The organism is Corynebacterium sp. HMSC30G07 (assembly GCF_001806945.1).
GTDB classification, from domain to species: domain Bacteria; phylum Actinomycetota; class Actinomycetes; order Mycobacteriales; family Mycobacteriaceae; genus Corynebacterium; species Corynebacterium riegelii.
Genome location: NZ_KV786473.1, coordinates 179,619 through 194,503 on the forward strand (window position 1 = coordinate 179,619; position 14,885 = coordinate 194,503).

Here is a 14,885-nt window from a genome sequence, read left to right on the forward strand (position 1 = left end):
TCTACCTGCGCCTCCACCTGCTCTCCCACCGCCTTGTCCAACCCATGCAAATCAACATGTTTGACTGCCTCGAACACCTCGCCGAAGTGGTCTGGACCAACAAAGGCCCCTGCCTTGCGGACAACTTCGAATACATCCGCACCAACCTGCGCTCGCGCGGCCAAATCCAAGTCTTAAGCATCGAGCAACTGCCGCGCATGGTGGACTACGTGGTACCCACCGGCGTTGCTATCGCCGAAGCCGAACGCGTCCGCCTCGGCGCCCACCTTGCCCCCGGCACCCAAGTCATCCGCGAAGGCTACGTGTCATACAACGCCGGCACCATCGGCCCGGCGCGCGTGGAAGGCCGCTTGTCTTCTTCCGTGACCGTCGGCGAAGGCAGCAAAGTCTCGCTCAACGCCCTCGTCGCCGCCGACGAGGGGGTGCGCCGCAACCGCAAACCGCTGACCATCGGCCGCAACTGCCGCCTGCGCCACTCCTCCGGGCTCATCGGCGTGGACCTTGGAGACAACTGTGAGCTCGGCCTCGGCGTCGTGCTAGAGCCGAGCACCACGCTTTTCGACGCCCGCGTGGGCCACCAAGTCCACGCCCGCGACATCAGCGGCGAATCCAACATTGTCATCAGCAACGAACCATTTTCGAACTCCCCGGTATTGCGCCAAAGGCCGTAGCGTAACGTCATCCACATGTCAGACAACACCTCGCTAGGGCGAGGACTCCAAACACGACACCTCACCATGATGGGCCTCGGCTCCGCCATCGGCGCCGGACTGTTCTTGGGCACCGGCGTAGGCATCGCCGCCGCAGGACCGGCAGTGCTTCTGGCCTACATCATCGCAGGCTTCATCACCGTCTGCGTGATGCAGATGCTCGCCGAAATGGTGGCCGCGCGCCCCTCCTCCGGCGCGTTTTCCACTTACGCCGAGCAAGCCTTCGGCCGCTGGGCGGGTTTTGCCATCGGCTGGCTCTACTGGTTCATGATGGTCATGATCATGGCGGTAGAAATCACCGGCGCGTCCGCGATCATCGCCTCCTGGTTCGCCATCTCCCCCTGGATCCCAGCACTCATCGCCATCGTGGTGTTTACGCTGATCAACTTCGCCGCGGTGAAAAACTACGGCGAGTTCGAGTTCTGGTTCGCCCTGATCAAAGTGCTGGTCATCGTCGCATTCCTCGCGCTTGGCGTGGCGCTGTGGCTGGGGTTGTTGCCAGGCACATCCTTCGTGGGCTTAAGCCAGATCCGTGACGTTGGCTTCATGCCCAACGGCTTCGGCGGCGTTGCCACCGCGCTGCTGGCCGTTGCGTTTGCCTTCGGCGGCATCGAACTTGTCACCATCGCCGCGGCTGAATCCGAAGACCCCGAAGTGGCCGTGCACTCGGCCATCAAGACCATCATCTGGCGCATCTCCGTGTTCTACATCGGCTCCGTGCTGCTGATCGTGCTGCTTCTGCCGTTTGACCAAATCGGCGGCGCGAACGACGCCTCCGAATCGCCGTTTACCGCCGTACTGCGCCTAGCCAACATCCCAGGTGCCGTGGGGATTATGGAAGCCGTCATCGCCGTCGCCCTGCTCAGCGCCTGCAACACCCAGGTCTACGGCTCCTCGCGCTTCCTCCACTCGCTCGCCGTGCGTGGCGACGCCCCAGCGTCCTTCGCCCAAACCGACCCCCGCGGGGTGCCCGTTAGGGCCGTTTTGGTGTCCGTCTTCTTCGGCCTCGTCGCCGTCGGCCTGCAGTACTGGAACCCGCCAGGACTGTTGGCGTTCCTGCTCAACGCCGTCGGCGGCTGCCTGATCGTCATCTGGTTCTCCATCGCGTTTTCCTTCCTGCGCCTCCACCCGCAGCTGGTAGCGCGAGGTGAAATCACCCACGTCCGCATGTGGGCGCCCAGCTGGCTGCCCTGGACCGCCATCGCCCTTATCGCAGGCCTCGTCCTGCTCATGCTCACCAACCCCGACGGCCGCTTCCAAGTACTGGCTGTCACCGTTGTCGTCGGCGTCATCTGCCTCGCCGGCGCAATCTGGACCCGAAAGACCCCACGATGACCACACCGTCCTCCGCCGCCACCAACACCGCCACCACCACTGCCGACGGCGATCTTGGCACCGGCCTCAAATCACGCCACCTCACCCTCATGGGCCTGGGCACCGCAGTCGGCGCCGGCCTGTTTTTAGGCGTCGGCGTAGGCATCCGCGCCGCCGGCCCCGCCATCATCATCGCCTACATCATCGCCGGCGCCATCGTCATCGCCGTGATGCGCATGCTTGGTGAAATGGCCGCCGCCCGCCCCTCCTCCGGCTCATTTTCCACCTACGGCCGACAAGCCTTCGGACACTGGGCAGGCTTCCTCCTCGGCTGGCTGTATTGGTTCCTGCTCATCATGGCGTGCGGTGCCGAAATCACTGGCGCATCCGCCATGATGGCCGGCTGGTTCAACGTCCCGCAGTGGGTACCGGCCCTTGTGGTGGTTGCGTTCCTCACCGCCGTCAACCTCGCCCAGGTGCGCGGGTTTGGCGAGTTTGAGTACTGGTTCGCCATGATCAAAGTCGCGGTGATCGTCGGCTTCATTGTCATTGGCGCAGCCCTCTGGCTAGGCCTGTTGCCAGCCAGCGGCTTCGTCGGCTTCGACAACGTGCGTGAATCCGGATTCGCCCCGCACGGCGTCACCGGCATCGCCGCCGGCCTGCTCGCCGTGGCGTTCGCGTTCGGCGGTATCGAAGTGGTCACCATCGCCGCCGCAGAATCCGAAAACCCGGCACAAAACGTCAAAACTGCCGTTAACACCATCATCTGGCGCATCGCACTGTTCTACCTCGGCTCCATTGCCGTCATCGTGCTGCTTCTGCCATACGCCCAAATCGACGGCGCCAACTCCGCCGCCGACTCCCCCTTCACCCAAGTGCTCGAAATGGCGAACATCCCGGGCGCCGCAGGGCTCATGGAGGCCGTGATCGTGCTCGCGCTGCTGTCCGCCTTCAACGCTCAGCTCTACGGCACCTCCCGCCTGATCTACCAGCTCGCCCTCGAAGGCGACGCCCCACGCTGGACCGCCAAAACCAACGCCAACGCCGTCCCCACCAACGCGGTGCTGATCAGCGTGTTCTTCGCATTCGTCGCCGTCGGCCTGCAGTGGTGGAACCCGCCAGGGATGATCGACTTCCTCATGGCCGCAACCGGCGGCTGCCTGATTGTCACCTGGACCATGATCACACTCAGCTACATCAAGCTGCACCCCCAAATCCGCGCCACCACCGTGCGTGTGCGCGGCGCATCCTGGGTCCCCTGGGTCACCCTCGCCGCCCTTGTGGGGCTTACGGTGCTCATGCTTTTCGACGCCTCATCACGCACCCAAATCATCTCCGTCACCATCCTTTCCGCCGTCCTCATCGGTCTGTCGTTCCTGACAAAATCCAGCAAGGGCTCCAGGAAGGGCTAAGGTGTCTGTCATGACTTCTGCATCCGCCCGTGGTTTGGCAACTGTTACGCACGACGGCACTGTTCTAGACGTTTGGTACCCCGCCCCGAAACTCGAAGGCACCGGCGAGACCGGCACCACCCGAGTTGAAAAGGAAGACCCCCGCTTCGCTGACTTGGTGGGGCCGGATGAGGCGCGAGGGGTGGCTCGCGTGGTCGTCGATACGCAAATTGCTGACCTGGACCAGCCAGCGATCGACGCCTACGACGTCTACCTGCGCCTCCACCTGCTCTCCCACCGCCTGATCAAGCCGCACGGCGCCAACATGGACGGCGTGTTTGGCCTGTTGGCAAACGTGGTGTGGACCAACTACGGCCCGTGTGCCGTGGCCGACTTCCAGATGACCCGCGCACGCCTAGCCGCCAAGGGGCCGGTTGTGGTGTTCTCCGTGGACAAGTTCCCACGCATGGTGGACTACGTCGTGCCGTCTGGCGTACGTATTGGAGACGCGGACCGCATCCGGCTTGGCGCACACCTAGCCGAAGGCACCACCGTCATGCACGAAGGCTTTGTTAACTTCAACGCTGGCACGCTTGGCGCCTCCATGGTTGAAGGCCGCATCTCCGCAGGTGTTGTTGTTGGAGACGGCACCGACATCGGCGGCGGCGCCTCCATCATGGGCACCCTGTCCGGCGGCGGCAAGGAAGTCATCTCGCTTGGTCAGCGCTGCCTGCTCGGCGCCAACGCCGGCGTCGGTATCTCCCTGGGTAACGACTGCATCGTAGAAGCCGGCCTCTACGTCACCGCGTCCTCCAAGGTGCAGGTCAACGGCGAGACCGTCAAGGCTGTGGAGCTCTCCGGCAAGGACGGGCTGCTGTTCCGCCGCAACTCCCTCACCGGCGCCATCGAGGTCGTACCCGCCAAGGGCGTTGAGCTCAATGACATCCTGCATGCCAACTAAGCTCACCTGGCCTCTGCCCGAAGAGGTACTCGTGGATGGCGACTTGGTGTTGCTGCCGTGGTCGCAGGTGGACACCATCGCGGGTGTACGCGACGATCTGATTGCCGCGTGCAATGACCCGCGCATGGTGCGCTGGACGCAAGTCCCCCACCCCTACACCGAAGAGATGGCTTCGGCATTCTTAGGCAGTCCCGGACCTTCGTGTGCGCGGTGGGCGCTTGTTATGGACGCCCGCTTCTGCGGCAACATCGAACTACGCCTGCACTCCGAACAACACCGCTCGGGCGACTTCGGCTACAACGCTGCCCCCTGGGCGCGCGGACGCGGCGCAATGACGCGCGCGGTCCGCTTGGTCAGCGAACACGCCTTCGCCCAAGGGTTCCACCGCCTGGTCATCCGGGCAGGGGTCGACAACGCGGCCTCCCGGCACGTTGCCGAGCAGGCCGGCTACACCTTCGAAGGCGTTATCCGTGGTGGCGAATTATTGCACGGCGAATTCATCGACCTGGCACAGTACTCGCGCCTTTCCTGCGATTAGCCGGTGACCTGCCGGTGACTAGGCGATGACCAGCCGCTGCCTAGTCACTGAAGAGCAGCTGCATCGCGCCCGGTGTTCGTGCCGGTACGGGTCTGCCGCTTGGCGACACCCACACCGGCGTCCCACCCCGCACCTCTATTCGGCCTCGGTAGTGGTGCGCGGGGTCATCATCATTCACGCCGTTGTGATAGCGACACAGCGGCGAAAGATTATCCATATTCGTCATCCCGCCGCGCGCCCAGGACTGCACGTGGTGCATCTCGCAGGCATCAGCGCCGTGACGGCAGTCCGGCGCCGGACACACCGGCATCAACAACCCCGCCAAGTCGCGCTGCTTCGCGTTGGCGAAACGCTGCGTGCGATACAGGTTCACCGCCCCCTCGCGCGGGTGGAACAGCGCCACCTCAAGCTCCGCACCGTAGTGCTTGGCCAGGAACTCGGCACCGGTCATGGAGGTGCCGTCGGTCAGGTGCAGGGTCACCTCTGCGGCGTCAGCGGCAGCCGCGGTGGCGGCGCTCAGGCGGGTCCACTCCGGAAGCGGGATGAGGATCATCGGGCGGGGTGCGGCGTGCGGGATGCGGGTGGGGGCGCTGGGTGGGTTGTCGTGGGCGTCGTTACGCAAAAGGCCCACGAATGCGTCCGCGAGCTGGGCTGCGGCGGGACGCTCGTGGTCGATGACCTGGCGCAGCGCGTGCTCCACATCCGCAATGTCGCGCTCGGCATACGTCAACGTCATCGTCCGCATACCCGACTTCGAACGGCTAAAGCGCAGCTGCTTCTGCGGCGGCGGCTTCGGGGTGTCAATGAGGGTATCGGCGTGGCGCGAAAGGGCGTCATAGCGCCCAGTGAAGCGCAGCAGTTCCTCGCGCAGGCGCCAGCGCTCGCCGTCGTCGGTAACGCGGCGCAGTTTGCGCTCTATAAGCACAAGCTTGTCCAGGCTCGCCCCTCCCGCCATCTCGCGGGCCTGCGCCTGCCTGCGTGTAAAGCGCGTCGGCCCGTAATAGACGCCGTGGACGGCCTGCCATTCACGCACCCGAGACGGAGCAATGCACGCCGCCAACGCCGCGTCACGGTCAAAGCCAGCCAGGGTGTCCACCCCCGATAAAAGAAAGTCCCCAAATTCCATGGGCCACAAGCTACTGCCCGCCCAAATCACGCACAAGCTTTGGCGCTTGGGCCTGTGGATAAGTTGAAGTTATCCACAGGCGGGGCGTCGGTAAGCAAAAAGCGAAATCGTTTGACCTGCAGGTTTAAGAAACGGCTTTTGGCTTGCCGAATGCCCAGAATTTGTTAATCACGAAATTGACAGGCATGGCCACAAACGTCGAAATCGCTTGCGCCCAGTAGCTCTTGGTGCGAAGCCCCGTGGAGTCATCAAACACCTCTGCCGGCAGTGCGATCGGCGAGAGCGGGTTCATCAAAAACGTCATCACCGTCAGCGACACAACAAGCGCCACCACACCCGTGGCAAGAAACGGCACATACCCACGCAACCAGGATCGCCCACCAACCCCACGGAACGTCCAGGAACGGTTCAACTGATAGTTCCACGTGTTTGCCACCACGAACGCCACCGTGGACAACACGTGGTACCAGCGCACGTTGAAACGCGTGCCGAGGAGGTTGAAAAACACCTCAGACTCGTGGACGCCAAAGCCGGAGTCCAACAGCTTCTTGAACACATAAAACGCGGCCAAGTTGACCAGCACGCCGGACCCGCCGACGATGCCGAACTTCAGAAACTGTGTGACACCAGCCGCAAACCGTTGCGGGGGCATTCCCTAACGCGCACCTAGGCGCTGCGCGGCTTCGGCGGCGTGGGCATCCGTGGTGGTCATGGCCACGCGCACGTGGTTAGCGCCGGCCGGGCCGTAGAAATCACCCGGGGCGGCAAGGATGCCACGCTCAGCCAGCCACGCGAGCGCCTCGCGCGAGCTCAAGCCGTCCTTCCTCGCCCACAGGTACAAACCTGCCTCAGAGTTATCAACCTCGAAGCCCGCGGCAACCAAGCCCTTCAGCAGCACGGCGCGACGCGCGGCGTACGTGGTGCGCTGCAGCTCCTCGTGCGTGTCGTCCGCAAACGCGGCGACCATCGCCGCCTGGATCGGCCCTGGCACCATGAGACCCGCGTGCTTGCGCGCCTCCAGCAGCTCCTGGACCAGCGCACGGTCGCCGGAAATGGTGCCCGCGCGATACGACGCCATATTCGACGTCTTCGACAACGAATGCAACGCCAGAAGACCCGTGTTGTCCCCGCCAGTCACGCTCGGATGCAGGATGGACACCGCCTCAGCGGACCAGCCGAGGTAGAGGTAGCACTCATCAGAGGCCACAATTGCACCGGTGTCGCGGCTGAACTCCACCCAGGACTTCAGCTGGTCAACGCCCATAACCGACCCCGTCGGGTTGGATGGGGAGTTGATGAAGGCCAAGGACGCGCCGTCGATAGGCGAATCAGAGCGCACCACCTTGCAACCCGCGATCAGTGCGGCGACCTCATAGGTGGGGTACGCAACCTCGGGGATAATGACCGTCTCGCCGCGCATGCCCAACAATGTGGGCAGCCAGGCGATCGCTTCCTTCAGGCCAATCGTGGGCAGCACCGACTGCTCATCCAAGCCCGTGATGCCGAAGCGGCGCGAAAGCGCCTCCACGATCGTGCGACGCAACTCCGGCGTGCCCGCCGTCTGCGGGTAGCCAGGGATCGCAGCATGCTCCGTCAGCGCAAGCTGGATCGCAGGCGCAACTGGGTCCACCGGCCCGCCAACGGAAAGGTCAATCAGCCCGTCCGGGTGCGACGCGGCTTTCGCCTTCACGTCCGCAATCGTGTCCCAGGGGAAATCGGGCAACACCGAGGCCAAAGGGGTACGCATAAAATCTAGTCCTGGTTCTGCGGCGGCAAGGCAGCCACAAACGGGTGGTCAAAATCAAGCGCGCCCGTCTTCGCGGCGCCGCCCGGGGAACCAAGCTCATCAAAGAAGCCAACATTGGCGTCGTAGTACTCGCTCCACTCATCCGGAGTGTCATCCTCGTAGAAGATGGCCTCCACCGGGCAGGCGGGCTCACACGCACCGCAGTCCACGCACTCATCCGGGTGGATGTAGAGCATGCGCTTGCCTTCGTAGATGCAGTCGACCGGGCATTCCTCGACGCAGCCGCGGTCCTTGACATCAACGCACGGCTGAGCAATCACGTAAGTCATGCGCTCTAGTATGTCACTTCGCCCTGGCGAGGGGCCAAACGCCGCCGACTAAACCGGCGACGAACGCCCAACCACCGCCAAAGAAGATCCACACGACGCACCACACCCCCAAAGGAACAAGCCACACGATGCGTCGCGACGTCCACAGCGCCGCCGTACGCGTGAGCACCAACGTTGCCAACGGCATAAGCACCCATGCAAGCGGTAGCCACAGATCCGTCAGATACGTCGCCCCCACAAACGCGAAAACCGCGGCGAAAACACTCAGGAACACGTAGGCCTGAATAATTTCGCCGCGGGAAAATTCGCGGGAGTCGCCGCGTTCTACAGTCCGCAAAAGATCCCGTCCGCACCATCTGGGCCATCCGGCAGCGGCGCACCCGCCCCGAGCTGGTAGTGTTCCACGCGCTGCAGCGGCTGCACGATCAGGTTGCTCAGGGCGTAGTAGACCACTGGGCCGTCACAGAGCACTGCGTGCGGGTTGGTTTCAGAGACCAGGCCGTTGGCGATCCACAGCTGAGTGGCGTGAGCTTGCATGGAGGAGGTTTTGGCGGCATACGTGGCGTCGTCAAGCACAATGCTCAAATCGGCCTCATCTACCCCATCGAGCTCCCCTGGCTGCGGCAGGCGCCAACCGGCGGGGGCGGCGGCGGGCAACGCAGCGTTGGTCTCATGCGCAAGGCGGACGGTGTGCAGCACGCGCGGCACCCCGGCACGAGTTGCGGCGGCGTGCGTGATGCGGTGGGCCTGGATGTGGTCCGGGTGGCCGTAGCCTCCATTGGCATCGTAGGTCACCACAGCGTGCGGGCGGATGCGCTCAAACAGCGACACCAGCAGGTCAGTCGCCACATCGGTGTTGTTGACAAACGCACGTGGGTTCTGGTGCGCCGGCGAACCCGCCATGCCGGAATCACGGAAACGTCCAGCGCCGCCGAGGAACTCACCGCGCGCGCCCAGCGCACGCAGGGACGCCGCGAGCTCACCGATGCGGAAACCGCCAAGCTGATCGGCCTCGTCCGCAACCAGATGCTGGTAGGTCTCCCCGATCACTTCGCCCTCTTCGCCGAGGGTGCAGGTGACCACGGTGACGTCCGCACCACGGCGAGCCAGATCGGCGATGGTGCCGCCGGTGGTAATCGCCTCATCATCCGGATGAGCGTGGACGAATACAGCCCGGTAGCCGACGAGATCCCGCATTACTTATTCAGCTGCTTCGCGCGGGAACGTGCACGGCCACGCTCGGTGGCGTTCAGGATGATCTTGCGCACGCGCATCGCCTCAGGCGCGACCTCGACGCACTCGTCCTCATCACAGAACTCGATGGCCTCATCCAGGGAAAGGGTGCGGGCCTTCTGCAGCGTCACCGTCGTATCGGCGCTGGCTGCACGCATGTTGGTCAGCTTCTTTTCCTTGGTGATGTTGATGTCCATGTCCTCATCACGCGAGTTCGCACCAACAACCATGCCCTCGTAGGTCTCAGCACCCGGCTCCACGAAGAAGTCGCCGCGGTCCGCCAGCTGCTGCAGGGCGTATGCGGTGACCTGGCCGGAGCGGTCTGCCACCAGGGAGCCTGTCGGACGTCCCTTGATTTCGCCTGCCCACGGGCGGTGCTCGATGGAGTACGAGTTGGCAATGCCAGCACCACGGGTTTCGGTGAGGAAGGTGGTGCGGAAGCCGATCAGGCCACGCGACGGCACGTCAAACTCCATACGCACCCAATCACCCGCACCGGTGTTGGACATTGCGGTCATCTGGCCCTTGCGGTTTGCCAGCAGCTGGGTGACGGCACCCTGGTGCTCACTCGGCACGTCGATGACCATGTGGTCGTACGGCTCGTAGGTCTTGCCGTCGATCTCCTTGGTCACTACCTGCGGCTTGCCCACGGTGAGCTCGAAGCCTTCACGACGCATCGTCTCAATCAACACCGTCAACGCCATCTCACCACGGCCCTGGACCTCCCAGGCGTCCGGGCGCTCAGTCGGCAGCACCTTGATGGAGACGTTACCGATCAGCTCCTGGTCCAGGCGTGCCTTGATCATGCGCGCGGTGAGCTTGTCGCCACCGTTGCGGCCTGCCATCGGGGAAGTGTTAACGCCGATGGTCATGGAAATCGCCGGGTCATCCACCTTGATGCGCGGAAGCGGTTCAACGTGCTCCGGGTCGCACAGGGTGTCACCGATCATGATCTCGTCTACGCCAGAGATTGCCGCAATGTCGCCGGCAACCACATCATCGGTGGCCGGAACACGGTCCAGGCCTTCGGTGACCAGAAGCTCAGCAACCTTCACGTTCTTCACGTGCTGGTTGCCTTCCGCGTCATAGTGCACCCACGCAACCTGCTGGCCCTTCTTTACGGAGCCCTTGAAGACGCGGATCAGCGCGATACGGCCCAGGAAGGAGGAGGAGTCCAAGTTGGTCACCTGCGCCTGGAACGGCGCGTCGATGTCGGCAGACGGCTCCGGCAGTACGTCATAAATAACGTCGAACAGCGGCTGCAGGTCCTCATTGTCCGGCAGGTTGCCGTTGCCCGGGTTCTCCTGGGAAGCACGGCCCGCACGGCCGGAGGTGTAGAGCACCGGCAGCTCCAGCAGGTTCTCCGCAGCCTCAGCTGCCTCCGGGTCTTCCAGGCCAGCGCCCAGTTCCAGCAACAGGTCCTGGGCTTCCTCCACAACCTCATCAATGCGAGCATCCGGGCGGTCCGTCTTGTTCACGCAGATGATGACCGGCTTCTTGGATTCCAGCGCCTTGCCCAGCACGAAGCGGGTCTGCGGCAGCGGGCCCTCAGATGCGTCTACCAGCAGCACAACACCGTCCACCATGGACAGGCCGCGCTCAACCTCGCCGCCAAAGTCGGCGTGGCCCGGGGTATCAATCACGTTGATCACCAGGTCGCGGCCGTCCTTGCCGGCGCCTGCGCGACGGATGGCGGTGTTCTTGGCCAAAATTGTGATGCCGCGCTCGGATTCGAGCTCACCGGAGTCCATCACGCGGTCGCCGTGTTCACCATGGTCACCGAATACGCCGGACTGCTCCAGCATTGCGTTAACCAGGGTGGTCTTGCCGTGGTCAACGTGGGCGACAATGGCTACATTTCGAAATTCAGGGTGCGACACTTAACCGCTGCTCCTTATATATAGGCGGTATGAACGTCTAAACACTACCCCTCCAACCCCCGAATCGCACGTTCGCTTGAGCCGCTTCTTTTACCCGCTCAGTGCGGTTTGGAGCTCTTGGAAGCTGGAGGCGAAAAACTGGTCGTTCTTGCTTGTGCTGATCACGGTGCCAGCTTGACCACGGCGGTGCAGTTCTACGGTTACGGTGCCGTCGCCGTTATCGGAGGCGTCGATAGTAATGGGTGCTTGGAAGTCCTGAGTCAGGTACACCCCGAGGAAGCGGTACTTCAGCGCGTTGCCAACGTTGACAACAAGCTCGTCCTCGGACTTCTCCTTGACATCGAAGTTCTCCAGACCGGAGAGACGGTTTTCAATCTCCGCCAGCGTGAGGTTGGTGTTGAACGTGACGGTCTCGTTCTGGGTTGCGTTCTGGGGATCAGTCATGGATCTTCAGTCCTTTCGCTTTATCGGCTTGATCTTTTGTGATCCGGAACACCACAGACGGTAGAGGTCAAAACTGGCCCGAGGCTGGCAGTTTCTTTCGATTTCGCCTTGACGTTGTTACAGAAGTGACTATTGTGTCTCAAGTGACGTTTTCCCTGCCCAAAACAATTCGCGCTTCCGCATGCGCGGCACTTGCCGCGTCTTTGCTTGCCAGCGCTAGCGTTTTCACTCCAGCGGCCAACGCCCAAACATCTTCTGGCACATTCGGCCTGCTAGATGAGCTAGGCCGACCTACCCCCCAGGTAGTCAAGCGCGTCCATGACTTTGCAGACAAACCGTTCGTACCTGCCGAGGTAGCCAACGCCTTGCGTACGGCGATCACGTTCTACGCCGGCGGCGCCGAACTCGGAGGCCCACCACTGCCTGAGAACGCTCCCCCGTTCACCCAGTTCTACTGGCCAACGGTGTCATCCCACTGCATCGGGCCCGGCCTGCACTCCACAGCCTCTGCGCTCGTCGTCCCAGGTCCGTCCACCACCCCGGCACCTGGGGCTAACGCTGGGGAGGCCACGTTTGTTTTCACCGCGCTTGGCACACCGGCCGCCGCGCCCGAGCAAGGTTTGATGAAGGTGTACTGGATCAATCTCAACAATTTCCGCACGGGCGTAACGCCATTAGATAACAATCTGATAAACCCATCAGGACCGGCGACCCTGTCCGCAACCGCCAAGACGGGCCCTGGGCGCGTACTCGCAGTTGTAGACGGAGGCGTGCGCACCCAAGACAGGGTGTGCAACTTCGCCCCCACCGCCGCAAGTTTTTCTGTGAGGTAAGAGATGAGCGTTGACCTACACCCTGTCAAGCAGGAAACCTTTGACACGGTCTCCAAGACCAACGTGGACCCCAAGGGATTCCTCCGTGAGGTAGACACGTTTCGGGTGACTGACTTTGGCCTCTACATGGCACGCGGGGCCAACCACCCCCGCTTTGGCTACCTCGAAAGCTGGCTGCTTCCAAAGCTCGGCCTGAGAGCCAACATCTTTCACTTCCGCGAGGGTGTAGAAGAAGAGCAGGAGTATTACTTCGACGTTGCGGACATTGACGTTGACGGCGACGTATGGACAACGCGTGACCTCTACGTTGACTTAGTCTCTAACACCGGCACCCCTATCGACGTTCTGGACATCGATGAGCTTGCCGCCGCTACCTCCGCAGGGCTAATCACTGCTGAGGAAGCCGAGAAAGCCATTGACTTCACCTTGAATGCCGTCGAGGGCATCACCCGTCACAGCGATGATCCGATGGAATGGCTGCGCACCCTCGGCATCGAACTGACGTGGGCGGATGAGGTGGAACTCACCCCCGTCGGCTAGCAAAAAGCCCTTTGGTGAAAATTAATACGCCGAAAATGGTGTGACACATCACTTTTTTCATTAACGTTAATGAAACCCACTGTTTCTGTGGATTTTAGTTTTGTTTCCTGCCGAAAGGATGACCGGTCACATGAAGAACCGCATTCGCATCGCCGCAATCGCCGGCCTGTCCACCATTTCCCTGGCTCTCACCGCATGTGCAGGTGATGGCGCAGAGTCCACCAGCACCGGCACCACCGCTGCTGAGTCCAGCCAGGCTGCAGAGTCCACTGGCGAGTCCACGGGCGGCCTGGAAATCAAGGCAGCTGGTGACTACAACCCGCTGGAGCGCGACCAGATCCAGGACGGCGGTGAGCTGACCATGGCCATCACCGAGATGGCTGAGCAGCAGAACGTTTTCCACGCAAATATGAACCGTTACACGCGCAACGTTTGGGACAAGTACAACCCGCAGCTCACCCTTTTCGACGGTGACGGTACCTACCACCCGAACCCGGCCTACCTCAGCGAGGTGAAGGACGAGGTTGTGGACGGCAAGACCGTGGTCACCTACACCATCGTGGATGAGGCCAACTACAACGACGGCACCCCGATCGACTGGAAGTCGTTTGAGAACACCTGGAAGTTCAACAACGGCTCCAACCCGGATGTCCAGGTCAACTCCACCGATGGCTACGAGCTGATCGAGTCTGTCACCCGTGGCGAGACCGACAAGCAGGCAGTTGTCACCTACAAGCAGGCATACCCGTGGTGGGAGGGCCTCTTCGGCAGCCTCGTTCCGCCGCAGGTTGACTCCGCTGACACCTTCATGAACGCCTACCTCAAGCAGCTCCACCCGGAGTGGGGCGCAGGCCCGTTCAAGGTTGAGAACGTCAACTTTGAAACCGGTGAGGTTTCCTTCGTGCGTAATGAGCTGTGGTGGGGCGAGCCGGCCAAGCTGGAGCGCATCTCCTACCGTGCAATGGAGGACCAGGCTTCCATCAACGCTTTCCGCGCAGGTGAGATCGACCTGACCGGCGTTGGTTCCCGTGACCGTCTGGAGACCGCACGTCAGATGGGCGACCAGGCTGATATCCGCGTCTCCCTGCGTCCGTCCAACTTCCTGCTGACCATCAACTCCGAGGCTCCTGGCCTGGATGATCCGAAGGTCCGCGAGGCAATCATGACGGCAATTGACCGTTCCCAGCTTGCCGCAATCCGCTTCAACGGCCTGGACTACACGGAGGACCTCCCGGGCTCCTTCACCCTGTTCCAGAACCAGCCTGGCTACGAGGATAACTTCGGCTCTGTGGTCCAGTACGACCAGGAGAAGGCAAAGAAGCTCCTCGAGGAGGCTGGCTACTCTGAGTCCAACCCGCTGTCCGTGCGCTACGTCACCCTGGGTGACTCCCCTATGGTTCAGGCCACCACCTCTGCAATTCAGTCCATGCTGCGCGCTGTTGGCATCGACGTCCAAGTTGAGGAGCGCCCGAGCTCCGACTTCTCCAAGGTGACCTCCGAGAAGGACTTTGACCTGTTCATGTCGGGCTTTTCCTCCTCCGACCCGTTCGGTGTTGCCTACTTCGGCCAGCTCTACGCCTCTGACTCTGAGCTGAACAAGTCTGGCACCGGCTCCGCTGAGCTGGATGCCAAGATCGAGGAGCTGCAGAAGATCGAGGACGCTGACGAGCAGATCAAGCGCGCTAACGAGCTTGAGAAGGAAGCCTTCGGCGAGTTCGGTATCATGCCGTACGCTAACGGCCCTGAGATGGTTGCTACCAAGCCGGGCCTGGCTAACCTGGGTGCCATGTCCTTCGCAGTGCTGCCGATCGAGAACGTCGGCTGGGCGAAGTAAGAGAC

At 62.4% G+C, this 14,885-nt stretch carries 16 protein-coding genes; 8 read left to right on the forward strand and 8 right to left on the reverse strand.

Annotated features, from left to right (window positions below; genetic code table 11):
* From HMPREF3104_RS09055 to HMPREF3104_RS09075, 5 genes are all read left to right on the forward strand, one after another.
* Positions 1-671 (forward strand): DapH/DapD/GlmU-related protein (locus HMPREF3104_RS09055; protein ID WP_246816403.1); only part of this gene is annotated, 671 nt, incomplete at its 5' end.
* Between the two features lie 15 nt (positions 672-686).
* The gene (locus HMPREF3104_RS09060) at positions 687-2,045 is read left to right on the forward strand and encodes an amino acid permease (protein WP_070495274.1); all 1,359 of its coding nucleotides are present in this window, start codon (positions 687-689) and stop codon (positions 2,043-2,045) included.
* Positions 2,042-3,436 carry an amino acid permease gene (locus HMPREF3104_RS09065; RefSeq protein WP_070495275.1) on the forward strand — a complete coding sequence of 465 codons (1,395 nt, stop codon included), beginning with the start codon at positions 2,042-2,044 and terminating at the stop codon, positions 3,434-3,436. Before HMPREF3104_RS09060 ends, HMPREF3104_RS09065 begins: the two co-directional genes overlap by 4 nt.
* A 10-nt stretch (positions 3,437-3,446) precedes the next feature.
* Positions 3,447-4,376: a 2,3,4,5-tetrahydropyridine-2,6-dicarboxylate N-succinyltransferase gene (gene dapD / locus HMPREF3104_RS09070; RefSeq protein ID WP_052204808.1), complete on the forward strand. Its 930-nt coding sequence runs from the start codon at positions 3,447-3,449 to the stop codon at positions 4,374-4,376.
* Positions 4,366-4,914 (forward strand): GNAT family N-acetyltransferase, encoded by a 549-nt coding sequence (locus HMPREF3104_RS09075; protein ID WP_070495277.1) that lies wholly within the window; start codon positions 4,366-4,368, stop codon positions 4,912-4,914. Before dapD ends, HMPREF3104_RS09075 begins: the two co-directional genes overlap by 11 nt.
* A gap of 40 nt (positions 4,915-4,954) precedes the next feature.
* Here the strand turns inward: HMPREF3104_RS09075 and HMPREF3104_RS09080 are convergent, their stop codons facing one another.
* The 8 genes from HMPREF3104_RS09080 to HMPREF3104_RS09115 form a co-directional block, all read right to left on the reverse strand.
* On the reverse strand, positions 4,955-6,040 hold the full coding sequence (locus HMPREF3104_RS09080; RefSeq protein ID WP_070495279.1) for an HNH endonuclease signature motif containing protein: 1,086 nt from the start codon (positions 6,038-6,040) through the stop codon (positions 4,955-4,957).
* Positions 6,041-6,164: 124 nt separating this feature from the next.
* On the reverse strand, positions 6,165-6,692 hold the full coding sequence (locus HMPREF3104_RS09085; RefSeq protein WP_070495281.1) for a GtrA family protein: 528 nt from the start codon (positions 6,690-6,692) through the stop codon (positions 6,165-6,167).
* A 3-nt stretch (positions 6,693-6,695) separates the two neighbouring features.
* On the reverse strand, positions 6,696-7,787 hold the full coding sequence (dapC, locus tag HMPREF3104_RS09090) for a succinyldiaminopimelate transaminase (RefSeq protein WP_070495283.1): 1,092 nt from the start codon (positions 7,785-7,787) through the stop codon (positions 6,696-6,698).
* A 5-nt stretch (positions 7,788-7,792) separates the two neighbouring features.
* Positions 7,793-8,116 carry a ferredoxin gene (gene fdxA / locus HMPREF3104_RS09095; protein ID WP_052204818.1) on the reverse strand — a complete coding sequence of 108 codons (324 nt, stop codon included), beginning with the start codon at positions 8,114-8,116 and terminating at the stop codon, positions 7,793-7,795.
* Between the two features lie 13 nt (positions 8,117-8,129).
* Positions 8,130-8,453, reverse strand: coding sequence for a hypothetical protein (locus tag HMPREF3104_RS09100; RefSeq protein WP_070495285.1), 324 nt, complete (start codon positions 8,451-8,453; stop codon positions 8,130-8,132).
* Positions 8,441-9,313 carry an N-acetyl-1-D-myo-inositol-2-amino-2-deoxy-alpha-D-glucopyranoside deacetylase gene (gene mshB, locus HMPREF3104_RS09105; RefSeq protein WP_070495287.1) on the reverse strand — a complete coding sequence of 291 codons (873 nt, stop codon included), beginning with the start codon at positions 9,311-9,313 and terminating at the stop codon, positions 8,441-8,443. The genes HMPREF3104_RS09100 and mshB overlap by 13 nt, the downstream gene beginning before the upstream one ends.
* Entirely contained in the window at positions 9,313-11,229 is a 1,917-nt protein-coding gene (gene typA / locus HMPREF3104_RS09110) for a translational GTPase TypA (protein ID WP_070495289.1), read from the reverse strand. The genes mshB and typA overlap by 1 nt, the downstream gene beginning before the upstream one ends.
* 90 nt (positions 11,230-11,319) lie before the next feature.
* Positions 11,320-11,673, reverse strand: coding sequence for a hypothetical protein (locus HMPREF3104_RS09115; protein ID WP_070495291.1), 354 nt, complete (start codon positions 11,671-11,673; stop codon positions 11,320-11,322).
* Between the two features lie 143 nt (positions 11,674-11,816).
* Here HMPREF3104_RS09115 and HMPREF3104_RS09120 point away from each other — a divergent pair, with 143 nt between their 5' ends.
* From HMPREF3104_RS09120 to HMPREF3104_RS09130, 3 genes are all read left to right on the forward strand, one after another.
* The gene (locus tag HMPREF3104_RS09120) at positions 11,817-12,506 is read left to right on the forward strand and encodes an Rv1157c family protein (protein WP_070495293.1); all 690 of its coding nucleotides are present in this window, start codon (positions 11,817-11,819) and stop codon (positions 12,504-12,506) included.
* A 3-nt stretch (positions 12,507-12,509) separates the two neighbouring features.
* Positions 12,510-13,046, forward strand: a complete 537-nt coding sequence (locus tag HMPREF3104_RS09125; protein ID WP_070495295.1) for a ribonuclease FAU-1 family protein — start codon at positions 12,510-12,512, stop codon at positions 13,044-13,046.
* Positions 13,047-13,176: 130 nt separating this feature from the next.
* Positions 13,177-14,880, forward strand: a complete 1,704-nt coding sequence (locus HMPREF3104_RS09130; protein ID WP_070495668.1) for an ABC transporter family substrate-binding protein — start codon at positions 13,177-13,179, stop codon at positions 14,878-14,880.
* Positions 14,881-14,885 lie beyond the last annotated feature (5 nt).